General features: G+C 66.6%; 23 protein-coding genes. 19 read left to right on the forward strand and 4 right to left on the reverse strand.

Features of this window, described 5'->3' with window-relative positions:
• The first annotated feature begins 14 nt into the window (after positions 1–14).
• The 11 genes from AC5RT4_RS11035 to panC all read left to right on the forward strand — a co-directional run bounded on the left by AC5RT4_RS11035 (position 15) and on the right by panC (position 10,206).
• Complete coding sequence (locus AC5RT4_RS11035) at positions 15–1,055, forward strand: LacI family DNA-binding transcriptional regulator (RefSeq protein WP_494105725.1); 1,041 nt, start codon at positions 15–17, stop codon at positions 1,053–1,055.
• Between the two features lie 176 nt (positions 1,056–1,231).
• The gene (gene ftsH, locus AC5RT4_RS11040; RefSeq protein WP_494105726.1) at positions 1,232–3,295 is read left to right on the forward strand and encodes an ATP-dependent zinc metalloprotease FtsH; all 2,064 of its coding nucleotides are present in this window, start codon (positions 1,232–1,234) and stop codon (positions 3,293–3,295) included.
• Between the two features lie 9 nt (positions 3,296–3,304).
• Positions 3,305–3,949 carry a GTP cyclohydrolase I FolE gene (gene folE, locus AC5RT4_RS11045; protein ID WP_494040404.1) on the forward strand — a complete coding sequence of 215 codons (645 nt, stop codon included), beginning with the start codon at positions 3,305–3,307 and terminating at the stop codon, positions 3,947–3,949.
• Between the two features lie 8 nt (positions 3,950–3,957).
• A complete protein-coding gene (folP, locus tag AC5RT4_RS11050) occupies positions 3,958–4,878 on the forward strand; it encodes a dihydropteroate synthase (protein ID WP_494105727.1) in 921 nt (306 codons plus the stop codon).
• A gap of 8 nt (positions 4,879–4,886) precedes the next feature.
• Entirely contained in the window at positions 4,887–5,279 is a 393-nt protein-coding gene (gene folB / locus AC5RT4_RS11055) for a dihydroneopterin aldolase (protein WP_494105728.1), read from the forward strand.
• A complete protein-coding gene (gene folK, locus AC5RT4_RS11060; protein WP_494105729.1) occupies positions 5,276–5,821 on the forward strand; it encodes a 2-amino-4-hydroxy-6-hydroxymethyldihydropteridine diphosphokinase in 546 nt (181 codons plus the stop codon). Before folB ends, folK begins: the two co-directional genes overlap by 4 nt.
• Positions 5,818–6,369: a DUF3180 domain-containing protein gene (locus tag AC5RT4_RS11065; RefSeq protein ID WP_494105730.1), complete on the forward strand. Its 552-nt coding sequence runs from the start codon at positions 5,818–5,820 to the stop codon at positions 6,367–6,369. The genes folK and AC5RT4_RS11065 overlap by 4 nt, the downstream gene beginning before the upstream one ends.
• Positions 6,350–6,862, forward strand: a complete 513-nt coding sequence (locus AC5RT4_RS11070) for a PH domain-containing protein (protein WP_494040409.1) — start codon at positions 6,350–6,352, stop codon at positions 6,860–6,862. The genes AC5RT4_RS11065 and AC5RT4_RS11070 overlap by 20 nt, the downstream gene beginning before the upstream one ends.
• On the forward strand, positions 6,859–8,400 hold the full coding sequence (locus AC5RT4_RS11075) for a PH domain-containing protein (protein ID WP_494105731.1): 1,542 nt from the start codon (positions 6,859–6,861) through the stop codon (positions 8,398–8,400). The genes AC5RT4_RS11070 and AC5RT4_RS11075 overlap by 4 nt, the downstream gene beginning before the upstream one ends.
• A complete protein-coding gene (locus AC5RT4_RS11080; RefSeq protein ID WP_494105732.1) occupies positions 8,393–9,286 on the forward strand; it encodes a Rossmann-like and DUF2520 domain-containing protein in 894 nt (297 codons plus the stop codon). The genes AC5RT4_RS11075 and AC5RT4_RS11080 overlap by 8 nt, the downstream gene beginning before the upstream one ends.
• A gap of 2 nt (positions 9,287–9,288) precedes the next feature.
• On the forward strand, positions 9,289–10,206 hold the full coding sequence (panC, locus tag AC5RT4_RS11085; RefSeq protein WP_494105733.1) for a pantoate--beta-alanine ligase: 918 nt from the start codon (positions 9,289–9,291) through the stop codon (positions 10,204–10,206).
• A 30-nt stretch (positions 10,207–10,236) separates the two neighbouring features.
• On the opposite strand, the gene AC5RT4_RS11090 is transcribed toward panC, so the two are convergent.
• Positions 10,237–10,500: a hypothetical protein gene (locus AC5RT4_RS11090; protein WP_494040413.1), complete on the reverse strand. Its 264-nt coding sequence runs from the start codon at positions 10,498–10,500 to the stop codon at positions 10,237–10,239.
• A gap of 269 nt (positions 10,501–10,769) precedes the next feature.
• On the opposite strand from AC5RT4_RS11090, the gene AC5RT4_RS11095 reads away from it, so the two are divergent.
• Entirely contained in the window at positions 10,770–11,303 is a 534-nt protein-coding gene (locus tag AC5RT4_RS11095) for a TetR/AcrR family transcriptional regulator (RefSeq protein WP_494105782.1), read from the forward strand.
• Between the two features lie 91 nt (positions 11,304–11,394).
• Here AC5RT4_RS11095 and AC5RT4_RS11100 read toward each other — a convergent pair whose 3' ends face one another.
• The gene (locus tag AC5RT4_RS11100; RefSeq protein WP_494105734.1) at positions 11,395–13,008 is read right to left on the reverse strand and encodes an HNH endonuclease signature motif containing protein; all 1,614 of its coding nucleotides are present in this window, start codon (positions 13,006–13,008) and stop codon (positions 11,395–11,397) included.
• A 216-nt stretch (positions 13,009–13,224) separates the two neighbouring features.
• On the opposite strand from AC5RT4_RS11100, the gene AC5RT4_RS11105 reads away from it, so the two are divergent.
• Positions 13,225–13,791 (forward strand): type 1 glutamine amidotransferase domain-containing protein, encoded by a 567-nt coding sequence (locus tag AC5RT4_RS11105; protein ID WP_494105735.1) that lies wholly within the window; start codon positions 13,225–13,227, stop codon positions 13,789–13,791.
• 167 nt (positions 13,792–13,958) lie between these two features.
• Positions 13,959–15,437: a DHA2 family efflux MFS transporter permease subunit gene (locus AC5RT4_RS11110; RefSeq protein WP_494040417.1), complete on the forward strand. Its 1,479-nt coding sequence runs from the start codon at positions 13,959–13,961 to the stop codon at positions 15,435–15,437.
• A 66-nt stretch (positions 15,438–15,503) separates the two neighbouring features.
• Here AC5RT4_RS11110 and AC5RT4_RS11115 read toward each other — a convergent pair whose 3' ends face one another.
• Both AC5RT4_RS11115 and AC5RT4_RS11120 read right to left on the reverse strand, forming a co-directional pair.
• Positions 15,504–16,340 (reverse strand): alpha/beta fold hydrolase, encoded by an 837-nt coding sequence (locus AC5RT4_RS11115; RefSeq protein ID WP_494040418.1) that lies wholly within the window; start codon positions 16,338–16,340, stop codon positions 15,504–15,506.
• Positions 16,341–16,410: 70 nt separating this feature from the next.
• Entirely contained in the window at positions 16,411–17,082 is a 672-nt protein-coding gene (locus AC5RT4_RS11120) for a TetR/AcrR family transcriptional regulator (RefSeq protein ID WP_494105736.1), read from the reverse strand.
• A 274-nt stretch (positions 17,083–17,356) separates the two neighbouring features.
• On the opposite strand from AC5RT4_RS11120, the gene AC5RT4_RS11125 reads away from it, so the two are divergent.
• From AC5RT4_RS11125 to atzF, 5 genes are all read left to right on the forward strand, one after another.
• Positions 17,357–18,859 carry an amino acid permease gene (locus tag AC5RT4_RS11125; RefSeq protein ID WP_494105737.1) on the forward strand — a complete coding sequence of 501 codons (1,503 nt, stop codon included), beginning with the start codon at positions 17,357–17,359 and terminating at the stop codon, positions 18,857–18,859.
• 61 nt (positions 18,860–18,920) lie between these two features.
• Complete coding sequence (locus tag AC5RT4_RS11130) at positions 18,921–19,805, forward strand: urea amidolyase associated protein UAAP1 (protein WP_494105738.1); 885 nt, start codon at positions 18,921–18,923, stop codon at positions 19,803–19,805.
• Positions 19,802–20,479 carry an urea amidolyase associated protein UAAP2 gene (locus AC5RT4_RS11135; RefSeq protein ID WP_494105739.1) on the forward strand — a complete coding sequence of 226 codons (678 nt, stop codon included), beginning with the start codon at positions 19,802–19,804 and terminating at the stop codon, positions 20,477–20,479. Before AC5RT4_RS11130 ends, AC5RT4_RS11135 begins: the two co-directional genes overlap by 4 nt.
• Positions 20,476–24,246 (forward strand): urea carboxylase, encoded by a 3,771-nt coding sequence (gene uca / locus AC5RT4_RS11140; RefSeq protein WP_494105740.1) that lies wholly within the window; start codon positions 20,476–20,478, stop codon positions 24,244–24,246. The genes AC5RT4_RS11135 and uca overlap by 4 nt, the downstream gene beginning before the upstream one ends.
• Positions 24,243–26,111 (forward strand): allophanate hydrolase, encoded by a 1,869-nt coding sequence (gene atzF / locus AC5RT4_RS11145; protein WP_494105741.1) that lies wholly within the window; start codon positions 24,243–24,245, stop codon positions 26,109–26,111. Before uca ends, atzF begins: the two co-directional genes overlap by 4 nt.
• Positions 26,112–26,182: the final 71 nt, after the last annotated feature.

Consider the following 26,182-nt stretch of genomic DNA (forward strand, 5'->3'; position numbering starts at 1 on the left):
CTGCGCCGCGGACTTTGCCCGGGAACATTGGCATTAGGGATGTGGCCCTGGCCGCGGGGGTGTCCGTTACCACCGTTTCCCACGTCCTGAACGATGCCGCCCACGCGCGGATCAGCCCCGTGACGCGGAACAAGGTGCGGGCCGCCGCCCTGCAACTGGGCTACGGGCCGAACCGTCTGGCGCAGGCGCTCCGCAGCAGGCGCACCGGGATACTGGGGCTGGTCAGCGGGGGTACGTCCACCACCCCGCATTCCGGACGGATCATCCTGGGAGCAGACCGTGCTGCCCGGTCCCGCGGGTACACCCTGATGGTGGTCAGCAGCTCCCCATCTGACAGTCGGGAGTCCCGGGAAGCGGACGTGGAGGAACTGCTGGGGCGGCAGGTGGACGGTGTCCTTTACGCCTCCGCGTGCAACCTGGCCGGAGAGGCCCCGGCTAGTCTCGCCAAGGTGCCGGCTGTCCTCGTGAACGCCGTCGGCGCCGGCGCTGGCTTCCCCTCGGTGGTTCCGGACGAATGCGGCGGCGCGCGAACCGCCGTCGAAACCCTGCTTGCTGCCGGGCATACCCGCATCGGCTTTATCAACAACGCAGCGGAGGTTCTCTCTGCGCGGGAGCGGCTGCGTGGTTACCGCGGCGCCCTCATCACCGCCGGGCTCGACGGCGGCTCGGCGGCTGTGGAGGCAGCTCCGGCCGACGCAAAGGGAGGTTACGAGGCGGTCCGGAGGATCCTCGAATCCGGCAACCCGCCGTCGGCCCTGTTTTGCTACAACGACGAAATGGCGATGGGCGCCTACCGGGCTGCCGCCGAGCTGGGACTGTCCATTCCTGCCGACCTTTCCGTTGTTGGCTTCGAGGACCTGCAACTGATTGCCGCCAACCTGCACCCGGGGCTGACCACCGTGGCCCTGCCCCACTACGAGATGGGCGCTTGGGCCGCGGAACGGCTGGTGGAAACAGTGGAAGAGGACTCCGCAGCTGACGAGGCAGTCACCGAACCGGTCCTCCTGGACTGCCCGCTGGTGCCGCGCGGGTCCGTGGCAGGACCCCGGACCTAGGGCAGCGAAGGGTCCTGCCCTGGGCGGCTCCAGTACGCCCAGAGGGAACTTTTGCCCCGTACCATGCGTGATCTACTCCGGACGGTGTATAGCTAGAAGCTGACGCAGCACCATCACGCGCGCAGACTACTCGCCGTGCAGCACTACCAGGAGGGACGGGGCCAGCCCCCGAACAGATGAAAGCTAAGAACTTCTTCAAGGGCCCGGGCATCTGGATCGTTGTCGTGATCGGCATGCTCCTGGTGGCCTTTGCAACCCTGGCCCCTGGCGGCGCCGCACGGATTGACACTGACAAGGGCCTGGAACTGCTCGCCGGCGACAACGTCGAGCAGGCCAAGATTTTTGATGGCGAAAACCGCGTTGACCTGGTGCTGAAGGAGAACTACCAGCAGGACGGGCAGGACAAGGGCAAAAGCGTCCAGTTCTACTTTGTTGACGCCCGTGCCCAGGACGTTGTCCGGGCTGTTACCGCTTCTGCCCCCACCGGCGGCTACACGGACCAGCCGATTGAAAGCAACTGGTTCTCCGGCCTGCTCTCCCTCCTGATCCCGGTCATCCTGCTGGGCGCCCTTTTCTGGTTCCTGATGACCCGCATGCAGGGCGGCGGCTCCAAGATCATGCAGTTCGGCAAGTCCAAGGCCAAGATGGTCAGCAAGGACATGCCGCAGGTGACATTCGCTGATGTGGCCGGCTCGGACGAGGCCGTGGAGGAACTCCAGGAAATCAAGGAATTCCTGCAGGAACCGGCCAAGTTCCAGGCCGTAGGCGCCAAGATCCCCAAGGGTGTGCTGCTGTACGGCCCTCCAGGCACCGGCAAGACCCTCCTGGCCCGCGCTGTTGCCGGCGAAGCCGGTGTTCCCTTCTTTTCCATCTCCGGCTCGGACTTCGTTGAGATGTTCGTCGGCGTCGGCGCCTCCCGCGTCCGCGACCTCTTCGAACAGGCAAAGGCCAACTCGCCGGCCATCATCTTCGTGGATGAAATCGACGCCGTAGGCCGCCACCGCGGCGCCGGCATCGGCGGCGGCAATGACGAACGCGAGCAGACCCTCAACCAGCTGCTGGTGGAGATGGACGGCTTCGACGTCAAAACCAACGTCATCCTGATCGCCGCCACCAACCGTCCGGACGTGCTGGACCCCGCACTGCTGCGCCCGGGCCGCTTCGACCGGCAGATCGGCGTAGACGCGCCGGACCTGATCGGCCGCGACCAGATCCTGCAGGTTCACGCCAAGGGCAAGCCCATGGCGCCCGGCGTTGACCTCAAGGCGGTCGCCAAGAAGACCCCCGGCTACACCGGCGCCGACCTGGCCAACGTGCTGAACGAGGCCGCCCTCCTGACCGCCCGCTCCAATGCGAACCTGATCGATGACCGTGCACTGGACGAGGCCATTGACCGTGTGATGGCAGGCCCGCAGAAGCGCAGCCGGGTCATGAAGGAACACGAACGCAAGATCACCGCATACCACGAGGGCGGCCACGCCCTGGTGGCAGCCGCGCTCCGGAATTCCGCTCCGGTCACCAAAATCACCATCCTTCCCCGCGGCCGGGCACTGGGCTACACCATGGTGGTTCCGGAAAACGACAAGTACTCCGTGACCCGCAACGAGCTGCTGGACCAGATGGCTTACGCCATGGGCGGGCGCGTCGCAGAAGAGATCGTCTTCCACGATCCGTCTACCGGCGCATCGAACGACATCGAGAAGGCCACCGGAACCGCCCGTAAGATGGTCACCGAATACGGCATGAGCGAGCGTGTCGGCGCTGTCCGGCTGGGCCAGGGCGGCGGCGAACCGTTCCTGGGACGCGACGCCGGGCACGAGCGCAACTACTCGGACCAGATCGCCTACGTGGTGGATGAGGAAGTACGCCGGCTGATTGACCAGGCCCACGACGAGGCTTACGCCATCCTCACCGAAAACCGGGAAGTCCTGGACCGGCTGGCCCTCGAGCTGCTGGAACGCGAAACACTGAACCAGAACGAGATTTCCGACATCTTCCGCGACATCCGCAAGCGCGACTTCCGCGAGGTGTGGCTTTCCAAGGAAACCCGTCCGGTCCAGAAGGCCGGACCGGTGGAATCCCGCCTGGAAAAGGCAGAGCGCGAGGCCCAGGAGGAAGCCAAGCGGGCGCGGCTGGATGAGCCGCTGGACGCCCAGCCGCCGCATCCGCAGGGGGTTCCCGAAGACGCCCCGTTCCAGGGAGGAATCCCCGACTCGGGGCCTGACGTCCTTCGCGGCTAAGCTTCTTACGTGACCCACTTCGACGATGACGACGTTCCCGCCTCCGCCGGATACCCGGCGGAGGGCGGCGCCCACCACTCCAAACACCTGAAGGTGGACCGGCCCCGGATCGAGGCCGCTGTCCGTGAGATCCTCCTGGCCATCGGGGAGGATCCGGACCGCGGCGGCCTGGTGGACACCCCTAAGCGGGTGGCCAAAGCCTACGCCGAGATGTTTGCCGGGCTGCACCACGACCCCGCAGACGTCCTGTCCACCACGTTTGACCTGGACCATGAGGAACTGGTCCTGGTCAAGGACATTCCCTTCTATTCCACCTGCGAGCACCACCTGGTGCCGTTCCACGGGGTGGCCCACGTGGGCTACATCCCCTCACACGAAGGCAAGGTCACGGGGCTGAGCAAGCTCGCCAGGCTCGTGGACATATACGCCCGCCGTCCGCAGGTGCAGGAGCGCCTCACCACGGAAATCGTCGAAGCGCTGGTCGCCCACCTCAAACCCCGTGGCGCGATCGTCGTAGTTGAATGCGAGCACATGTGCATGTCAATGCGCGGTATCCGCAAGCCCGGAGCGAAGACCGTCACCAGTGCGGTCCGCGGGCAGCTTCATGACCCGGCCACCCGCGCCGAAGCCATGAGCCTCATCCTCGGAAGGTAACCATCACCATGGATTCACTTGCTGCAGCGCCGGGAACCGGCCCGGCGACCTCTCCGCTGCCGGTCCTCCGGAAACCACGTCCGCTGGCGCGGTTCGAAGACCTGCCCACGGACCGCACCCTGGTCATGGGCATCGTCAATGTCACCCCGGACTCCTTCAGTGACGGCGGCCAGAACGCGACGGCGGACACTGCCATCGCCTCCGGACTGCGCATGTTCTACGCGGGAGCGGACATCATCGATGTCGGGGGAGAGTCCACCCGTCCCGGTGCTGAGGACGTCAGCCCGGAAGAAGAGCAGCAGCGCGTGATTCCCGTGATCGAGGCGCTGGTGAAGGCCGGTGCCCTGGTCAGCATCGATACCATCCACGCTTCCACTGCCGCTGCCGCCCTCGCAGCGGGAGCCGCCATCATCAACGACGTCTCAGGCCTCTCCATGGAACCGGAGATGGCTGAACTCGCAGCCGCCTCCAAAGCCCCCTACATCCTCACGCACCGCCGCGGCGACGCCCGCACCATGAACTCCCTCGCGGAGTACACGGATGTTGCCGGGGAGGTAGTGGCCGAACTGGCCGGAGTACGGGACAAGCTTTATGCCGCGGGTGTTGCCCAGGACCAGATCATCATCGATCCGGGGCTGGGGTTTGCCAAGAACGACGCCCAGAACTGGGAGCTGCTGCAAAACCTGGACCAGCTGGAAAGCCTGGGCCACAGGATTCTCGTGGGCGCCTCCCGCAAGCGGTTCCTTGGGACGCTGCTGACCGTGGCCGGTAAGTCCGCCACGCCCCAGGAGCGGGACGCCGCCACCGCTGCGGTTACCGCCATCAGCGCGTCCCGGGGTGCCTGGGCCGTCCGCGTGCACGACGTCGGCTCCAGCCTCGACGCCGTCAAGGTGGCCGCCCGCATGGCCGCCCCAAGAACCACCCAGTAGGACCAGCCATGGACAGGATTACGCTGACCGGCGTCACCGCCGTCGGCCATCACGGTGTGTTTGATTTTGAGCGCCGCGAGGGCCAGCCTTTTGTTGTGGACGCGGTGCTCTATCTGGATTTCGCCCAGGCGGCGGAATCCGACGATGTCCGGGACACCGCCCACTACGGCGAGGTGGCTCAGCGTATTACTCAATGGATCTCGGGGGAGCCGCTGAACCTAATTGAGGCGCTGGCGGTCCGGATAGCGGAGAGCCTGCTCAGTGAATTCAGGCTCCAGGCCGTGGACGTCACGGTGCACAAACCGCAGGCCCCCATCGAGGTGCCTTTCGGTGACGTGTCCGTCAGCGTCCACCGTGCACGGAACAACGGGGAGAGACCAGTCCAGGGGGAGGGACAATGAATCCGGGTTATTCCAAGGTGGTGCTGTCTCTGGGCAGCAACCTGGGCGAGCGCAACGAGACGCTGACCGAGGCGGTTGCAGACCTCGTCGACCCGCCCGAAATCCGCCTCCTCGCCGTGTCGCCGATAGTGCAGACGAAGCCGGTGGGCGGGCCGCCGGGCCAGCCCGACTTCCTGAACATGGTTATCACGGTCGAAACCAACCTTCCTCCGCAGGAACTGCTCGAACACTGCCAGGCCGTGGAAAACAAGCACCACCGCGTGCGGGAAGTTCGCTGGGGGCCGCGCACGCTCGACGTCGACATCATCACCTATGGCGAGCTGCGCAGCGATAATCCTGACCTCACCCTTCCCCACCCCCGCGCAGCTTCCCGGGCCTTCGTGCTTTATCCCTGGTCGCTCATCGAGCCGGCAGCCACGTTGAACGGCGAACGCGTCAGCACCCTGGCCGCGCGGGCGGAGGATTTCGCCGGGATTGCCCCCTTCGACGGCTTTGGCGACTTCGACGGACTGCCCACCGCGGGGGCGGTGGAGAAGCGATGAAACCCCTTAACCCGCTGCGCCTCCTGCTGATTGGATTCATCCTGGCCGTGGCGGGCTGGTCCGCCACCGTGGTGACCAGCCGTTATGGCATGGGCACTCCGGTCCTGCCGCTGACGGCGCTCGCCACCATGGCAGTCATCGTCGTCATCACTTTGGTCCTCGGCGTCAGGGTCCTGCGGTGGCGCAACAGCAACAAGCCCAACAGCACGCAAAAGAAGAGGATGCTAGATCCCCTCCTCGCAGCGCGCACACTGGTGCTGGCCCAGGCCTGCGCCTACGCCGGGACGGTCCTGCTCGGCTGGCACGTGGGAATCTTCCTGGACCAGTTGCGGATCTGGAGCCTGCGCAGCAACCAGGGCATCACATGGCGGGCCCTCGCCATGGCCGCCGGCGGGCTGGTCATGATCGTGGTGGGCCTGCTGGTTGAACGGTTCTGCCGGATTCCGCCGGAGGACGGCGATACGAACGGCGTAGACGGCAAGCCCGGCCGCGCGGTACGCGGAGAAGCTGCCGCAGGAGAAGGCGAATATGCATACCGAGGCGATTGATCCGCCGGGAATTGTCTGGCAGCGGGTATCACCGAAGTACGTCACTGTCCGGCTGGTGCAGTGGGCGCTGGGGAACCTTATAACGGTGCTTGTCCTGTCCCTGCCCCTGCTGTTTGTCCTTTTGGATGTCTGGGCCTGGCCGCCGCTGTGGCTGGCCGCCTCCGTGCCTGCGGCGGCGTTGGTGCTCGCTGTCTGGCGGCTGGTGCTGATTCCGCGCCAGGTGCGGGCCATCGGATACGCCGAGCGTGACGACGATCTCCTGATCAGGACGGGTATTTTCTTCCAGCGCGCCATGGCTGTTCCGTACGGCCGCATGCAGTACGTGGACATCGCAGTGGGGCCCGTGGAACGCGGGCTGGGACTGTGCACGCTTAAGCTGCACACGGCCTCACCCGGCACCAACGCCCAGATCCCCGGTCTGCCCGCGGCCGAAGGTGCGCGGCTGCGTGAGCAGCTCGCTGCCCGGGGCGAAGCCAGGCTGGCAGGACTGTGACGGCGGAGGGGCCGCGTCCGGAACTGGGGGACCCCGTTGCTGTCCCCGCTTCCGAAAATCCCGCGCCGGGGTCCACACTGGGCGCCGGAGGCGACGGCGAATGGCTGCGGGTGCACCCTGCGTCGCCTTTTGTCCGTGGCTGGGTAGCCCTGGCCGCCATTGGCTTCTTTTTCGGCCGGGACGTTTTCGAGCGGGCGCTGCAGGGCAGGCCCATCCTGGAAGACGAGTTCGCCGGCCGGGCGCCCATGCTGCTGGCCGGAGGCGGTGTGGTGCTGCTCATCGCGGTGCTGGGCTTCATCCTCACCTGGTATTTCACCAAGTACCAAGTCTCGGGAGGCTATGTCCGCGTCAACACCGGTTTCGTCTTCCGGCAGCAGCGCCAGGCCCGGCTGGACCGTGTGCAGGCCATCGACATCGTGCAGCCCCTCCTGGCCCGGATCTTCGGCCTGGCCGAGCTCAAGTTCGAGGTTGCAGATGCCGGAGAGTCCGCTGTCCGGCTGGCTTACCTGAAGATGGACGAGGCCCGGCAGCTCCGGGCCACCATCCTCGCCCGGGCAGCCGGAGTGACGCTGGATCCATCCCGCCCTGAGGAGCCGGCACCTGAGGCGCCGGAATTTCCGGTACTCTCCGTGCCGCCGTCGCGCCTTATCGGTTCCCTGCTGCTCAGCGAGCAGAGCATTTTTGTGGTGGTGGGCGCGGTGGGCTCAGTGGTCCTTTCCACCATCACCGGCAACGCGGCGTTCTACTTCTACCTGATCCCTGCCGCCCTTGGCCTCGCAGCCAGTTACTGGGGCCTATTCAACAAGGGGTACAACTTTACTGCGGCCATTTCTCCTGATGGCATCCGGCTGCGGTACGGACTGCTTGATACGCAGGCCCAAACACTTCCGCCCGGCCGGATCCAGGCGTTGAAAGTAGCTCAGCCGCCGATGTGGCGGGCGCTGGGCTGGTACCGGATCCAGGTGAACGTCGCAGGATACGGCGCCGTTGAGGGAGCCGGCGAGGGCTCCGGCCGTACAACGCTCCTGCCGGTGGGCAGGCTCGAGGATGTGATGTCGATTCTCGCGCTGGTGCTTCCGGACCCCGGGACTCCGCAGCCGGGCGTTGTTTTCGGTGCCGGGCTGCACGGGATGGATTCCGACGGCGGTTTTGTCACCACGCCGCGCAGGGCGCGTCTCCTGGCGCCACTGGGATGGCGGCGGAACGGATTTACCGCCACCGGCACCGCCCTGCTGATCCGCTCAGGCCGCTGGTGGCGCGATCTCGTGGTGGTGCCCCATCAGCGGACCCAGTCGATGGCGTTGCACCAGGGCCCCGTGGCGCGCTGGTTCGGGGTGACTGACCTGGTCCTGCATACCACCGCCGGGCCGGTTGTGCCGCGGCTGCGGCAGGCAGGCGGTGAGCAGGCGCGGACACTCTTTGACGAACAGTCCGCCCGCGCCCGGCTGGCGCGGAAGCGGCAAACTACTGAACAGTGGCTGGCGCAGGTCGCCCCGGCAGTTGAGCCTGAACAACAGGAAGGCCAGCAGCATGGCTAAACCCGGACGCCTGGGCGTCGGAATCATCGGTGCCGGAAAGGTGGGTGCCGTGCTCGGTGCCGCCCTGCGCGCAGCTGAACACGCCGTCGTCGGCGTCTCGGCCGTTTCCGAAGCAAGCCGTGAGCGGGCCGGGACACTGCTCCCCGGCGTGCCCATCCTGGAAGTCCAGGAGATCGTGGAGCGCTCAGAGCTGGTGCTCCTGGCAGTGCCCGACGACGCCCTGCCGGGCCTGGTTGAAGGACTGGCGAAACTGGGCGCCTGGCAGCCGGGCCAGCTGGTTGCGCACACGTCAGGCCGGTTCGGGGTGGGGGTGCTGCATCCTGTGCGCGCCGCGGGGTCGGTTCCGCTGGCCCTGCATCCCGCTATGACGTTCACCGGCATGAGCCTGGACCTGACGCGCCTGCTGGACTGCACTTTCGGCGTGACCGCTGATGCTGCCATGCTGCCGATCGCGCAGGCGCTCGTGGTGGAGATGGGTGCCGAACCCGTCGTCATCGCCGAGGCGGACCGGACGCTGTACCACGCAGCCCTGGCCCACGGTTCCAACCACCTCGTAACCCTCGTTGCGCAGGCTTCCGAGCTGCTCAGTGTGGTCGGGGTGGAGGCGCCGGAACGCATGCTCGGCCCCCTGTTGAGGGCAACCCTCGAGAACGCGCTGGCCTCCGGGGAGTCCGCCCTTACCGGGCCCGTTGCCCGCGGAGACGTCGGAACGGTGAAAGCCCATGCGGAGGCTCTGCGGGAGTTCGACGGCGGCGGGCAGGGCGATGTGCTGGCAGCTTACCTCGCGATGGCGCGCGCCACAGGCCTCCGCGCCGAGGGCCGCGGGCTGCTGAAACCAAGCCAGCTGGATGAACTGCGCAAGGCCCTGGAACCTGAGGAAGACTGAGAATGCCCATCAAGATCGTTACCACCGTTGCCGACCTGCACGCCGAGAGCGGCCGCCTGCTGACGCTCAGAGGCGGCAGGTCCCAGGGACTCGTCCCCACCATGGGGGCACTGCACGAGGGGCATGCTGCCCTGGCCCGCACCGCCGTCGAACAGAATGACGTTGTGGTGGCCACCATCTTCGTCAACCCGCTGCAGTTCGGCGACGCGGCGGATCTTGACCGCTACCCACGGACCCTGGACGCCGATGCTGCCCTCCTCGAAGAACAGGGCGTGGACCTGGTTTTTGCGCCCTCCGTGGACGAGGTGTACCCGGGCGGCGAGCCGCTGGTGCGCGTCACATCCGGGATCCTTGGTGAAAAGTGGGAGGGTGCCTCACGGCCGGGTCACTTCGACGGCGCCCTGACGGTGGTGGCCAAGCTGCTGCACTATGGCATACCTGGGTCGGGCCTGCCGGCTTCCGGGCAGGTGCAGGGTGGCCTGCCGGCGTACCGCGCCTACTTCGGCCAGAAGGACGCCCAGCAGCTTGCGCTGGTCCGGCGGATGGTGGCCGACCTGAACTTCCCGGTGGAAATCGTGGCCGTGCCCACCGTGCGCGCCGTGGACGGGCTGGCGCTCTCCAGCCGCAACCGCTTCCTCGACCAGGACGAACGCGAAGCCGCGCTGGTGCTGTCCCGCGCACTGCGGTTACTCGAGGAGAGGGCGAGATCCCGCGAACCCCTGGATCTGGAATCGGCGCAGGCGATGGTGGAGTCCCAGCCGCTCGTGGCGTTGGACTACTTGGAGGTGGTGGATCCGGACACCCTGGAGCCGCTGGCCGAAAACTGCCGCGAGACCCCTTTCCGCGGTGAAGCGCTGGCGTTGATTGCCGCCAAGGTGGGGCCGGTGCGGTTGATCGACAATATGCCCTTGAGCTCGTAGCTGCCAGCTCTTCTGGCCCAGAGAGTTTCCCTAAACCGGCAGATCCGGGTTGCATGCCAGCTGCTCCAGCAACGCCTGCTCCGGTTCGCCGGGGTGCCGGGCGACGCAGCGCCGCATCCTGGCCCTGGCCAGTTCTCCATCGGGTGCCTTGCTGTGGAGAACTTCGTCAATGATTTCCTGCGCCTGCCATCGAAGCGATTCAAGGGCGAGCCGACGAATTTCGGCGGGCGTATCGTTGGACATCCAGGGGTCCGGATCCGACGGCACGCTTTGGAATATCCGCTCCGCTGACATAGGGGCCTCCTTGCACCAATCCGAAGCGGCCCTTCCGGTACCTCCGCGGCGTCTCAAGCACTGCGCTGGAAGCAACATTACAGCGGGTAAGACCGGTCTGTCTTCCCTGGCGGCGGTAAGCTGGAATTGCAATGAACCCAGAAGCGGAACTTCCACCGGCTGCGGTGGGTTTGGAACCTTCGGCCCCGCCTTCCGCGGTGGCTCCTTCACCCCTGGTCACTGCCGCACCCCTACCTGAAACCGCTGCCAGCACGTCCGTTGCCAGGATCATGTCGGTGGCGTACGAGCTTTTCTCCCGACGCGGCGTCCGTGACGTCGGCGTCAATGAGCTGATTGAACGATCCGGCGTGGCCAAAGCCACTTTCTACCGCCACTTCCCGTCCAAGGACTCCCTGGTCCTGGCCTTCCTTGAACAGCGGGACAAACAGTGGACCGTGGATGCAATACTCTCTGAGGCCCTTCGCCGGGGCCGCAATCCCGAGGAGCAGCTGCTGGCCATTTTTGACGTGTTCTCGGACTGGTTCAGGCGGGAGGACTTCGAGGGTTGTTCCTTCGCGAAAGTTCTGCTCGAGATGGGACCGGCCCATCCCCTGGGGCGGGCCAGCATCGAGTACCTCGCGAAAATTCATGGTCACATCCAGGGCGCAGGCGAAGAGGCGGGGCTGGTGCGCACCGGGGAGTTTGCCAGTTCGCTCCTGATCCTCATGAAAGGCTCCATTCTTCAGGCCATAGAGGGGGACGTGCAGGCCGCCGGGCGCGCCCGGCAGATGGCCGGCTGGCTGATTGAGCACCACCGGGGTTAGCCAGACAAAACTGCCTGCAAACACATTCTGCCCACGCAGCTCAGCACCTCACCCGGTTAAGTGGCCCGCAAGAGTGTCTTCGAAAAGGCTCCTATCGGTAGGCAGGAACTTGGGCGCTGGGAGGATGCAGGGGCTGGGGCGGCTTCACCGGGGCAGAGCCGGTCATCCCGGCACAAAGGTAGCCGTCTGGTCCGGTGGGATGCCACCCGTCGGGCCAGTGTGGTGGTTCCTGGTCGGGTTGTTCGCTTTTGTAGTGGCGGCCGGTGGGTGAGGTCCAGCCGGGTGGTTCGTTTCGGGTTGCTGGTGTGGGTGCCCATGGGGTGTTGTGTTTGAGGCGGTGGTGTTTGGGGCAGAGCTGGGCCAGGTTGTTGATTCCGGTGGTTCCGCCGTGGTGCCAGGCGAGCAGGTGGTCTGTTTCGTTGTCGAGGGTGTGGTTGTTGCAGCAGGGGAAGGTGCACTTACCGTCCCGCATCCGCAGCCAGCGCTTCACCGTTTCGGGGAGCCGGTAGCTTTTGCGGCCGATCTCCAGGGGCGCCCCATCCCTTGGGTCGACCAGGACCCGGTAGAAGGAGTGTGCCCCGTCCGCAACCAGTTTCCGGGCCATGGATGCCGGGATGGGGCCGTGCCCGTCGAGCATGGCGGGTTCGTCGGTGAGGCCAAGGAGCGCGAACACCGGGACGGTGACCAGCACCTCGGTCCGCGGGGTGGGAACTTCAGCGCCTGGCTGCCCTGACCCGCCGCCAACGGTTGGTGCCGCGTTCCCGGCGGGAACGGGTCCGGTTGGAAGGACCCGGGCGCCGGGTACCTGCGTGCCGGGTTCCTGTGTGCCGGGTTCGCGGGTGCGGAGTATCCGGTTGCAGAGGATGTCGGGGCGGAGTTGGGCCAGGGTGCGGGGTTCGTTGGGTCCTTGCAGGCCGCGGGCGGTGGCTGTGATGTTGTTCCACAGTGCAGAGGCTTTATCCGCGGGCAGGTAAGCGGAGATCCAGGCCATGCCGTCCCTGTCCGGGCAGTGTTCGACGCGCCGGTCGGCGGCGCTTTTGGCGTGGCGTGTTTCGAGGGATTCGGGGTGGTGGCGTTCGCGCCAGGTCCGTACTTTGGCCCGGAACCGGGAGGGGACCAGATCCCCGGCGGCCGCTCCGCGGGCGGGGCTGGGTGCGTCGGGGTCCAGGAAGTGCGCGGTCAGGGCGGTTCCGCCGGCGGGGCCCAGAGTCTCGGTTTCGTCGGCGATGATCCGGGCGTGTTGCCACGAGATGGTGCCGGAGGACAGGGCGTCCATGGCCAGCGGCAGGGTGCAGAGCTGACGGGACTGGGTGACGAGCGCTGCGGCTGCGGGGGAGCTGATGGTCAGGATGCCGGCGATTTCCTCGATCGCGGACATTTCGGCGTAGGTCCGTTCGTGCACGGGTGCTTCCGGCGGGGTCATCGCGTGTTGGAGGTCGAGGGCCTCGGCGGCGTCCCGGGCTTTCAGCCCGGCTATTTGTGCTTCGAGTTTCGACAGCAGCCCCAGCCGGTCCAGCCGGAGCTCGTAGGCGCGCTGCAACACATCGATTCCGCCACCAACACCGCTACCGGCAGAGGCACCAGCGGCGCCAGCGGTGAGGGCGGCATCCTTACGAAACAGCGCGTCCAGGCCGGCCACGGAGGCATGAACACCCTTCATCGCTGCCGCTGTCCCCGCGCCGTTTTCCATACCGACATCATCCATCGAGGCACCGACAATTCCAGGCGGGATGCACAGTATGGCGACCGTGCATGAGCGGTCGATGGCTATCGTCCGGTTTCCGCCCGCCATGAAAAATACTCAGCTTGCTTATTACTTTTCGCTTTCCTAGGCTGGAAGCTGTCAGGCAAGCAACTCTCAAGGCGGCACATCCACGGCCTCATACAGGCGCCGGTGGCCCGCCTCAAGTGAGGAGGACGAATGTCAGAACACAGCATCGCCGGCAAGAAGGTCGCCTTTCTTTTGACTGACGGCGTCGAGCAGGTTGAGCTCACCAGTCCGTGGAATGCAGTGAAGAACGCCGGGGGTGAGCCCACGCTGGTTGCCTTGAAAAGCGGCAAGCTGCAGGGGTTCGAAGGCACCGAGAAAGGCGACACTTTCGACGTCGACCTGACGGTCGCAGAGGCAAACGCCTCGGACTTCGACGCGCTGGTGCTCCCGGGCGGCGTTATCAACGCAGACCACCTCCGCGTGGACAAGGACGCTCAGAGCTTCACCAGAAGCTTTTTCGAACAGCACAAGCCGGTGGCCTCCATCTGCCACGGACCGTGGCTGCTCATCGAAGCAGGCGTGGTGCGCGGACGGAACCTCACGTCCTACCACACGCTTCAGACGGATTTGAAGAATGCCGGCGCCAACTGGACCGATGAGGAAGTGGTGGTGGACCAGGGCCTGGTCACCAGCCGCAACCCCGATGACCTCCCGGCCTTCAACAGCAAGCTGGTGGAGGAGATTTTGGAGGGCCAGCACGCCGGCCAAACGGCCTAAGCGGACTGGAGCGGCCGCCCCGGCCCATCCCTTTCCGACCCCCACTGTTCCCTCAGGGTTAAAGAAAAGTCCCGCGTGGAGGAATTACTCCAGGCGGTAGAGTGTTGGAATCTGCAGCGGCATTGACCGCGCACCTTTCACTTACACAACTCCCTGAGGGAACACGCATGTCTACCGAAGTCTCTCCGAACGCCAGCGGCCAGTCCGTTCAAGCTCCCGGAACCAAGCCCGCCGCACCGGAGAAGATGTCCCGCGAATCGGTGACTGTTATCAGCACGCTGCTGGTGGCGACGTTTGTGGTGATCCTCAACGAGACCATCATGAACGTTGCCCTGCAGCGGCTCATGGTGGAACTTCGGGTGGACGCGCCCACCGTCCAGTGGCTCTCCACCGGATTCATGCTCACCATGGCCGTGGTCATCCCGACCACAGGGTTCATCCTGCAGAGCCTGTCCACCCGCGCCGTGTTTATGCTGGCCATGGGGCTTTTCGCCGGCGGCACCGCACTGGCCGCCGTGGCCCCCGGATTCGAGATCCTGCTGCTGGCCCGCATCATCCAGGCCGGCGGCACCGCCATCATGCTTCCCCTGCTGATGACCACCATCCTTACGCTGGTCCCGCTGGCCAAGCGCGGCGCCGTGATGGGCAACGTCAGCATCGCCATTTCCGTAGCTCCCGCCATGGGCCCCACAGTGTCCGGACTCATCCTGGAGCACTTCACGTGGCGCTTTATGTTTGTGTTCGTCCTCCCGGTGGCCCTTGCAGCACTCGCCATCGGCGCCAAGTACCTCACCAACATCGGCGAGGCGGAAAAGACAAAGCTTGACGTGCTCTCCGTGGTCCTCACCGTCCCTGCATTCGGCGGCCTGGTCTACGGCCTGAGCCAGATCGGCGGCGGCCACGGCGGCCAGGCAGGACCGGGTGCCACCGCCATCACCGCGTTGGTCGTCGGCGTTGCCGGCCTCACGGCCTTTGTCCTTCGCCAGCTGCAGCTGCAGAAGGCCGAAGCCCCGCTGCTGGACCTGCGCGCCTTCAACTTCCGCATGTTCACCGTTTCTGTCCTGCTGATGGTGGTGGCCATGATGGCGCTGTTCGGCGGCGTCATCCTGCTGCCCCTCTACCTGCAGGAGATCCGCGGCCTGGGCTCCCTCGAGACCGGCCTGGCACTGCTTCCGGGCGGCCTGGCGATGGGTCTACTGGGGCCCGTCATCGGCCGGCTTTTCGACAAGGTGGGCCCGCTGCCGCTCACCGTCACCGGTTCCATACTGATGGTGGCGGCCCTCTGGCAGTTCTCAATGCTCGACGCCGGCACTTCCATCGCGTGGATCGTCACCCTGCACGTCGCGCTGAGTTTCGGACTGGCGCTGCTCTTCACCCCGGCGTTCACCACCGGCCTGAACCCGCTTCCGCCCCACCTGTACTCGCATGGTTCCGCGATCATGAGCACCACGCAGCAGGTGGCCGGCGCCGCGGGCACCGCACTGCTGGTGTCCATCTTCGCGGTCGTTTCCGCGGCGTCGGGCCTGGTTGCAGGGATGAGCGCCGCCTTCCTGACGGCAACCGTCATCGCTTTCGCCGCCGTCGTGCTTTCAGCGATGATGCGCAAGACCGACGGTGCCGGCGCGGGCCACGGTCCCGCACATTAACCGGCGCAGGCAGCGCGAAGTGCCGTTTCGAACGTTCAAATCGGCACTTTGCGCTATCTGGTTGGGTCAGCCGGCGTAAAAGTCAGCGAGCTCTCCGATGAGCTTGTCCGGGGCCTTGATGACGCCGTCGTGGCCATAGCCCGGCAGGATGGTGTAGCTGGAGCCGGAAAGGACGTCGTGGATCTGGCCGCAGGCCACCCCGAAGTAGGCCGGGCTCTTTTCGCCCACCACGATCAGCGTTTCCAGGGGCAGCTCCAGGAACGGCTCCGCCGGCATGTCCGCGGCGATGATGGCCTTGATTTCCCGGACACCGGTCCTCATCAGCTCGCGCTGCTGCTTGCCCTCTGACGTGCCGGCGGTGAGTTTGTTGGCCAGGGTCAGCATGGAGAGCGGCATGCGGGACGAGAAAGCGCCGCCTGCTTCGAGGCCGCGCTGGAGGACTGCCAGAGCGCGGTCATCATCCCCGGCAGCGGCGGCACGTTCGTACTCGGTGGTCCAGTCGGCCTTGACGCTGTGGTTCACGGAGACGGCGGGATCGTAGACGGCGAGCCGCTCCACCGGCAGCGTCCTGGCCGCATGGAGGGCAACGGCGCCGCCGAAGCTGTGCCCGAACACATCCGTGCTGGACGTGTGTTTCATCACCGTATCCAGATCGCGGATGTCCACGTCAAGGGTGTAATCCTCCGGCTGGGGCGAGGAGGATCCACGGCCCCGCCGGTTGAACGTGTGGACGGGGCGGCCCAGGGCAGCGCTGAGCTTCTGCGCAAACTTTGTGTAATCCGCAGCTGTCACCATGGAAGGGACCACAACTACTACGCCAGAGCCTGCGGAAGCATGTTCCGCGCCCGTGGAGAAGAGTTCCAGTGTGCCGCCGTCGGGGGTCCTGATGTTCTCACGCGTCATATGCCGAGCCTAGCCGAGCAACCTGGACGCAGGCACCTCGACCGCCAGCGGCCCAAGCACGTGCCGGCTGTCAGCCGAGGCGTTTGGTAAGCGCTGCGCTGTGCTCGCGGATGACGGGCAGTCCGCTGCCAAGCCCGCAGAGGATGAGTCCGGCGTCTGCCGCCTGCAGCGGTGAGTCTGAAGTGGCCATTTTGTCTGCCCGGAGATTGATCAGGGATTCGACGAGGCGGAAGGCCAGATCGCCTGGACTGGCTCCTGAAGTTGCTGCCGGGCCTGCCGGGGAAAGTGCCGCTCCGAGTTCCCCGTACAGGTTGCGCAGCTCCTGCCGGTCCGCGAGGAAGCGCCCGAAGCGTGCGGTGCGGGCCTCGGGCAGGTGGTAAAGGACTCCGAGGTTCCACCGGGCACTGCACAGTTGCGTACCGTCATAAAGCGCGACGGCGTGGAGCCGGCTTCCGTCCGGGCCTTCAGTTGGCGGCACGGCCGCCACAGCGCGCGCGAACTTCAGTCCGCTCAATACCGTGCCCTCCAGCAGGTCCTCAAGGATGTCGTCCTTGGTTTTGAAGTGGTGATAGAGCGAGGACTGCCTGATTCCCACCGCGTCGGCAATGGATCGGGTGGAAGTGTTGGCAAAGCCCTGGGTGGTGAAAAGCTCGGCCGCAGCATCCAGGATTTCCTCACGGGCGGTGGCCCCGGGCCTGGAGGGCTGTTGGCTGCGGGGTCTCCCGGGTCCGGCTGAAGTCACGGCATCATTCTTGCACCCTCTTTCCCGGCCGCGCCCTCGGCCGCCCGCCCGGCCGCCCGCCCCGGCCGGCAGGTCCGTCCGCACCGCAGTTCCGCCGGTGAGGGGACGGAAATAAGGCCGAAACAAGATGTCTATGTGCCTTTTACAGAGGTGAAACGGTTTGGGGACATGCCGCTGGAAAACTATCAATTGACCGGTATTCCGCAGCCTTCGGCCGAGTGCTGCACCGCCGGCAGGCTCCACCCCAACGCCGTTCCAGCCCCCGGAGAATCCGATGACTTCAACCGTTCTTCCCACCGTCCATGCGGACGATGCGGACCTGACGTCCCTTGGCTATGAGCCCACCCTGCACCGGAAACTCGGCCGCTACGCTTCCTTCGCGGCCGGTTTTTCCTTTGTGTCCATCCTCACCACCATTTTCCAGCTGTTCGCCTTCGGCTACTCCTTCGCGGGCCCGGCCTTCTTCTGGACCTGGCCGGTAGTGCTGGTGGGCCAACTGCTCGTTGCACTGAACTTCGCGGAACTCGCTGCCCGCTACCCGTTGTCCGGAGCGGTCTACCAGTGGGCGCGGCGGGTTGGGGGAGAGGGCGTGGGCTGGTTCGCCGGATGGTTCATGGCGATCGCCCAGGTGGTCACCGCTGCCGCCGCCGCCATCGCCCTGCAGGTGGTGCTGCCCCAGCTGTGGGACGGCTTCCAGGTGGTGGGCGGTGACCCGGCACTCAACACTGTCACCGGTGCCACGAACGCCGTGATCCTGGGAACCGTGCTTCTGGTGGCCACCACCATCATCAACTCACTCGGCGTCAAGCTGATGTCGCACGTGAACTCCGTGGGAGTCAGCTGCGAGATTGTGGGCGTTGTGGCCGTGATCCTTGCACTTCTCAGCGCTGCCCAGCGCGGGCCGGAAGTCGTGGCCGACACCACCGTGCTGCAGAATTCGGACCTCGGCGCGGTGGGCGCCTTCCTGGTCTCGGGTCTCATGGCCGCTTACGTCATGGTGGGGTTCAACTCCGCCGGCGAGCTTTCCGAAGAAACCAAGGATCCGCGCAGGACAGCGCCGCGGACCATCCTTTCCGCGCTGCTCATCTCCGGCGTCGGGGGCGCACTGATGATCATTACCGCCCTGATGGCCGCACCCAGCCTCGACGACGGCCGGCTCGCCACCGAAGGCCTGCCCTACGTCCTAACCGCAGTGCTGGGCACTTTCTGGGGCAAGGTACTGCTGGTGGATGTCGCCATCGCCATCTTCGTTTGCACCCTGGCCATCCAGACGGCCGGCTCACGCCTGGTGTTCTCGATGGCACGGGACGGCAAACTTCCCGCCTCGGCGCTGCTGTCCTCGGTGCACCCCACCCGCGGGACGCCCATGTGGCCGTCGATTGTTATCGGTGCCCTGGCAGTTGGCGTGCTGGCCATCAACGTCGGCAATGCAGCCCTCTTCACCACCCTCTGCAGCGTGTGCATCGTGATGGTCTACCTCGCCTACCTGCTGGTCACCGTGCCGCAGCTGATCAACCGGCTCCGGGGCGACTGGAACCGCGTGGGGCAGACCCTTCCGGCAGGACTCTTCTCACTCGGACGCTGGGGCCTGCCCGTCAACATCCTGGCCGTCCTGTACGGGGCCCTGATGGTGGTCAACCTTGCCTGGCCCCGGCCCGAGGTCTACGACCCCTCGGGCGAAAACGGGCTGCTCCTCTACTCCGCGCCGCTCATGGTCACCCTGGTCCTGCTCCTGGGCCTCTGGGTCCGGCGCCGCAACCTGGCCGCCAACGCCTGAGCAGCTCACAACCTCCACAGCATTTCCCGGTATCAACCGAACGAACCAACACAGGATCGAAATGACACAAGTAACGGAAAGTCCAGCAACCGCCGGCACCGCCACCACGGCAGGCGCCCGGGCCCACGCCAGGGAGCAGCACGGCCGGACCGCGGACACCATGCGGTTCGTGCCCGCCGCGTCCGCCCCCGCCCGGCTCACCGCCGACCTGACGGAAGAAGCCATCGCGAACCTCACCTGGGCCGAATCCTTGGCTTTCGGCCGCTACACCACCCTGAACCTGGCCCGCGGCACCAGGATCAGGCTCACGGACACCGCCGGGGACGCCTGTGTCCACACCCTCCTCTACCGTGCCGGGGCCCTGCACGAGCGGCTCAACATTGCGGACACCGTCAAGGTCCCCTGGCAGGCGTATCCCGGCGCAGGCCACCCGCTCCTTTCCGATGCCGGCCGCCTGATGGCCACGATCGTGGTTGATACCTCCTTCCGCCACGACGCCCTGACCGGGGCCACCACGCTGGAGGGCAACACTGCCCGCTACGGCGCCGGTACCGCCCACAGTGCGTCGCCCGCCGCCCGCGAACTCCTCACGCTCGGAGCCCTGAAAAGCGGGCTGGGGCCGCGTGACGTGGCGCCCTCGCTGTCCCTGTTCAAGGGAATCAACGTAGACCCAGCCGGCAGCATCACCTTCACCGGAAGCGCCGGTCCGGGAGCCGCCGTCGAACTTCTCCTCCAAATGGACGCGGTGCTGGTCCTCGCCAACACCGCCCACCCGCTGGACTCCCGTGCGGTCTTCGCGGGAACCGCCGTAGACATTGCTGCCTGGTACGCGCCGCAGGACCTGGCGGCACTGGAAACGGGCGCCCTCGCCGGCACCCTGGCCCCCGAACACCTGCAGGCGCTGCACAACACCGAACACGACCTCACCGCAAGGAACGCCCGATGAACACCGCCACCTACACCGATCCCATCACAGACCCCCGCGACATCGCGCTGGCACCCGGCGAAGTTGTCCTTGACCAGTTCGTCGAGGCCCGCGGCCCCTGGTCCGCCGTTGTGGCTGCCGGGGACGTGCTGACCATCGTGGACCTCGAAGGCAACCAGGCCGTGGACTGCTTGCTGTATGCCGCCGGCGATGCCGCCGTGCGCTACTCCGCCGCCGTCACGATCGCCCGGCAGCAGTCAATCATCCTCACTACCGGTTCCGTCCTGCGGGCAGAGACAGGAGCCGCCCTCATGACAGTGGTGGCAGACGAAGTAGGTGTGCACGACACCATTGGCGGCGCCTGCTCGCAGGAGGCCAACACCCTCCGCTACGGGCAGCACACCCGGGAACAGCATGCCTGCGTGGAGAACTTCCTGATCGAGGGCTCACGCTGGGACCTCGGAAAGCGGGACCTGGTGTCCAACATCAACTGGTTCATGAACGTGCCCGTGGACCCGGACGGGGCACTCGGGATTGTGGACGGCCTGTCCGCCCCCGGGAAGCGCGTGGCACTCAAGGCAGAGGTAGACACCCTGGTGCTCGTCTCCAACTGCCCGCAGATCAACAACCCGTGCAACGGCTTCAACCCCACCCCCGTCCGTATGATCGTCACCCGGCCGGAGGCTGACCAGTGAACACTTTCGACACCCTCCTGATTGCCAACCGCGGCGAGATCGCCTGCCGCATCATCGAGTCCGCCAAAAAGCTCGGCCTGCGCACCGTGGCCGTGTTCTCCGAAGCGGACCGGGGCGCCAAGCACGTCCGCCTGGCAGATGCAGCAGTACTCCTTGGACCGGCTCCGGCCAAGGAGTCCTACCTCCGGGTGGACGCACTCCTGCAAGCGGCCAAGTCCACCGGCGCGGGAGCCATCCACCCCGGCTACGGGTTCCTCTCCGAGGACGCGGGCTTCGCCGAGGCCGTGGAGGCAGCGGGGCTTGTTTTTGTAGGCCCCACTGCGGAGCAGTTGCGCATCTTCGGTACCAAGCACACAGCGCGCGACGCCGCCCGGGCAGCCGGGGTGCCAATGATCGCAGGGTCCGGGCTGCTTGAGGACGTAGACGCCGCCGTCGCTGCAGGCGCCGGAATTGGTTTCCCCCTGATGCTCAAAGCCACCGGCGGCGGCGGCGGCATTGGCATGACAGTCTGCCGCACCGAGGCAGAGCTTGTAGAAAGCTTCCCCCGCGTCGCCCGCCTGGCCGGCGCCAGCTTCGGCACCGCCGGTGTTTTCGCTGAACGGTACGTCGAGAACGCGCGCCACGTCGAGGTCCAAATCTTCGGGGACGGCGAAGGCCGGGTAGTCAGCCTCGGCGACCGGGACTGCTCCCTCCAGCGCCGCCACCAGAAGGTCCTCGAAGAGGCACCCGCACCGGACCTGCCGGAGGACCTGCGCGAAGAATTGCACCGCAGCTCCCGCGCACTCTGCGCCTCCCTGAACTACCGCTCCGCCGGGACCGTTGAGTTCGTCTACGACTCCGCCCGCCGCGAAGCCTCCTTCCTCGAAGTCAACGCCCGGCTCCAAGTGGAGCACCCCGTCACCGAGGCTGTCACCGGCGTGGACCTGGTGGAGTGGATGCTCCGACTGGCTCAGGGAGGAACGGACGCCGGAACGGTCCTTGCCGGGATTCCTGACAGCCTGCCGGTCACCGGCCACGCGGTGGAGGCGCGCGTCTACGCCGAGGACCCCGCCCGTGGGTTCCAGCCCAGCGCGGGTACCGTGACCAACGCCGTATACCCCGCCGATGTCCGTGTGGACGCCTGGGCCGAAACGGGAACTGAAGTTTCCACCAACTACGATCCCCTCCTGGGCAAGATCATCACCTCCGGCGCGGACCGTACTGAAGCCCTTGAGCGCCTGGCCGCGGCGCTCGCCGGCACCCGGATCGACGGCATCGAGACCAACCTCGGAATGCTCCGCGCCGCCACCGGGCTCACGGAAGTCCGCTCGGTCCAGCACTCCACCAGCACCCTGGACAGCGTGGGCGATCCGGAGCCGCGCATCACAGTGGGCCGCCCGGGCCTGCAGACAACCGTGCAGGACTGGCCCGGGCGGACCGGCCTGTGGCAGATCGGGGTACCGCCCAGCGGACCCATGGACGACCTCTCCTTCCGGCTCGGAAACACCGCCCTTGGCAATCCCGAAGGCGCCCCCGGCCTGGAATTCACCATGACCGGCCCCAGCCTGACCTTCACCCACCCCACTACCCTCTGTGTCACCGGGGCCGAGGTAACAGTCACAGTCGACGGCACTACCGTGCCGGCCTGGGCGCCGGTCACTGTCCCTGCGGGAGGAACCCTCGACGTCGGCACTGCCGGCGGAAACGGGCTCCGCGGCTACATCCTGTTCCAGGGCGGCCTGGACATACCGCCGTACCTGGGCAGCGCCTCAACCTTTACCCTCGGCCAGTTCGGCGGCCACGCGGGGCGGGTCCTTCGCGCAGGGGATGTGCTGCGGGCAGTGCAGCCGGCTGCGGAAGCCCCCGACGCCGCGGAAGGTTTAAGCAGGAAAGCGATGACGGCGGCAGTGCCGTTGGACAGCCGGCCCGCCCTGACCTCAACGTGGGAACTAAGCGTTGTGGAAGGGCCGCACGGTGCTCCGGAATTCTTCCAGCGTGAGGACATCGAGGAGCTCTACGCCTCCGAGTATGAGGTCCACTTCAACTCTGCCCGCACCGGTGTCCGGCTCATTGGTCCCAAGCCGCGCTGGGCACGGACCGACGGCGGTGAGGCAGGGCTGCACCCCTCGAACATCCATGACACCGCCTACTCTGTTGGTGCCCTGGACTTTACCGGTGACACCCCCATCCTGCTCGGTCCCGACGGGCCCAGCCTGGGCGGCTTCGTCTGCCCGGTCACGGTGGTGACAGCGGACCGCTGGAAGCTCGGCCAGCTTCGGCCGGGGGACAAGGTCCGGTTCGTTCCCATCCCTGTCAGCCAGTCGCCGTCGGCCAGGGATCTTGGACCGGGCCGCCAGCTGGTGCTGCCCGGAGACGCCGGGTGGTTCGGCGGCATCCCTTCGGTTGCAGCCGGGTTGTCCTCTGCTGTCCGCACCGCACGGGGGGATGGCGACGACGGTGTGCTGGGCCGGGTGCCGCAGGGCGCCGGAAGGCCCGCGGTCACCTATCGCCGGTCGGGCGATGACAATCTCCTGGTGGAGTATGGCGAGATGGTGCTGGACCTGGGACTCCGTGCCAGGGTCCACGCCCTGCACCAGCACCTCGGGCAGCTCCGCGTACCGGGAATCGTGGACCTCACCCCGGGGATCCGTTCCCTTCAGATCAAGGTGGATCCCTCCGTTCTGTCCACCAGGCGCCTGCTGGATGTGGTCCAGGAGATCGAGGCCGCGCTCCCGGCAAGTTCGGAGCTGGTGGTTCCCAGCCGCACCGTCCGGCTGCCGTTGTCCTGGGACGACCCCGCCACCCGTGAAGCGATCGAACGCTACATGGCCGGTGTCCGTGACGACGCCCCGTGGTGCCCCTGGAACATCGAGTTCATCCGCCGGATCAACGGGCTGGAGTCGGTGAACGACGTATTCGATACAGTGTTCAACGCCGAATACCTGGTCTTGGGACTGGGCGACGTTTACCTTGGTGCTCCGGTGGCAACGCCGCTGGATCCGCGCCACCGGCTGGTCACCACCAAGTACAACCCGGCCCGCACCTGGACGCCGGAGAACGCGGTGGGCATCGGCGGGGCGTACATGTGCATCTACGGCATGGAAGGACCGGGCGGCTACCAGTTCGTTGGCCGCACCACGCAGGTCTGGTCCCGGTACGCGGATTCCGCCCCGTTCGAGGCCGGTTCGCCGTGGCTGCTCCGGTTCTTTGACCGGATCTCCTGGTACCCGGTCAGCCCGGAGGAACTCCTGGATCTCCGCGCGGATATGGCGGCCGGCAGGGGCCGCGGCGTGGAAATCGAGGACGGCACGTTCTCGCTCGCCGAGCACGAGGTGTTCCTCGAGGAAAACCGCGGGTCCATCGCGGCGTTCCGCGAGAAGCAGGGCGCGGCGTTCTCGGTGGAGCGCCAGGCCTGGGCGGACGCCGGAGAGTTTGACCGCGCGGACGCGCTGGCCGCTGTGGTCTCCCCGGTTGCGGACGAGGTGGCGGTGCCGGACGGCGGCTCCCTGGTCGCCGCGCCGTTCGCGGCCAGCGTCTGGAAGGTTGATGTCAAGGCAGGCGACCGGGTGGTCCAGGGCCAGCCGCTGGTATCCCTGGAGGCAATGAAGATGGAAACCGTGCTGGAAGCTCCCTGCGACGGCGTGGTGCTGCGGGTCCTACCCGTTGCCGGTTCGCAGGTTGTGGCGGGCGAAGCAGTGGTAGTGCTGGGCGGCCCGGACGTGGACCTGGAAACCACAGCTCCGGGTGGCGGACTGGAAGCGCAGGACCTGGAGGAGTTGGCAGTATGAGCAACGGAACCGAAGGGGCGGCCACCAGGCGGGTCAGGGCTGCCCTCGCCGCCCTGGAAACCATCGACCGCCCGGAAATCTGGATCACCCTGCGCGGAGCGGACGAGCTGTTGGCCGAGGCCGCTGCCATTGATACGGCCGTTGCCGGTGGTGCGGATCTGCCGCTGGCCGGGCTCCTGCTCGCCGTCAAGAACAACGTGGACGTGGCAGGAATCCCGACGACAGCGGCGTGTCCCGGGTTCGCTTACCTCCCGGAAAAGGACGCCGAAGCCGTGGCACGGCTGCGTTCCGCCGGAGCCTTGGTACTCGGGGCCACCAACCTTGACCAGTTCGCGACAGGCCTTGTAGGCACCCGAAGCCCGCATGGGGCGGTCCGCGATTCCCGCCGTCCGGACTTCATTTCCGGTGGCTCAAGCTCCGGTTCCGCGGTCGCGGTGGCACTGGGCCTCGCGGACCTCGCCATCGGGACGGACACGGCCGGTTCCGGCAGGGTGCCCGCAGGGCTCCAGGGCATCGTAGGCATCAAGCCGACCCTGCACGTGGTGTCCACCGAAGGAGTGGTTCCGGCCTGCAAGTCCTGGGATGCCGTGACCATTTTTGCCCGCCACCTGTCCACCGCCGAGCTCGCCATGGGCGTAATGGCTGGTGGGGCAAGGGCCTGGCCGGCGGACATCAGGCTGGCCGCCCCGGAAAAGCCGCGCGTCGCCTACCCTGCCACCCTGCCGGCCCTGCCCGAAGCCTGGGTTGCCGAATTCCACCGGCACATTGACCGGCTGCAGGCGCTGGGCGTGGAAGTCGAACCTCTCGAATTCGATGTGTTCCTCGACGCTGCCAGGCTGTTATATGACGGTGCCTTGGTCGCGGAGCGTTACGCCGCCGTCGGGAATTACCTCGACGCTTCCGACGGCGATGCGCAGACGCAGGCGGGCATCGACCCCACTGTAAAACGCATCATTCAGGCCGCCGGCCAGGTGCCGGCCCACCGCTACGTCACGGACACAGCAAGACTCCAAGATCTCAAGCGCCGGGCAATGTCTCGCTTTGAGAGCTTCGACGCCCTGCTGATTCCCACCGCACCCTTCCACCCCGCGCTGGCCGATGTTGCGGCGGACCCGGTAGGCGTCAACTCCCTGCTGGGCACCTATACAAACTTCTGCAACCTGTTCGACCTATGCGCTGTTGCCGTCCCGGCCGGCGAGGTGGACGGCGCACAATTCGGCCTGACGGTAGTGGGCCGCACCTTCGATGACGCTGTTGCTGCCGATATTGCACGCGCCCTGGAGGTCACCCCGGATCCTCCGGCCCTCTTTGCCGGCGGCGCGGCCCCCGCAGCTGGACATTTTTCCGGCCAGACGTCGTCGTCCGTTCCCTGGCCGGTGGCCGCGGGTGCCGTAGCCGTACCGCTGGTGGTGGTGGGCGCGCACCGCAAGGGCCAACCGCTCGCGCCGCAACTGGAAGAACTCGGAGCCGCTTGGGACGGCCCTGTCCGGACCGCGGCCCGCTACCGGATGGTGTCCCTCGACACCGTGCCGCCGAAACCCGGGATGTACCGCTCAGACGACGGCGGCGCAGAGCTTGCGGGTGAACGGTGGCTGGTGTCTCAAGCGGGGCTGGGAGCATTCCTGGCCGCGCTCCCCGAACCCATGTTGCTCGGAGCGGTGGAACTGGCGGACGGTTTGAAGGCAGTTGGATTCGCCTGTGATGCTGTCGCAGCTGCGCAGGGAGAAGACATCACGCACTACGGCGACTGGCTGGCGGACCGGCATGAGCCCGCGGACCGCCGTGAGCAGCACGAGACCCGCAACGTGTGGCAAAACCTGGGGGAGGCTGCCCTCGCCGGGTTCAGCCGCGGCGAGCGGCGGTGACTCCGGCGGGCGGTGCCGCGGCCCCGAGGGCCGTGGTGCCGTCCGCCGGTGCGAAGCGGGGCGGGCCCAAC

It is taken from the genome of Arthrobacter sp. sptzw42, from assembly GCF_059089685.1.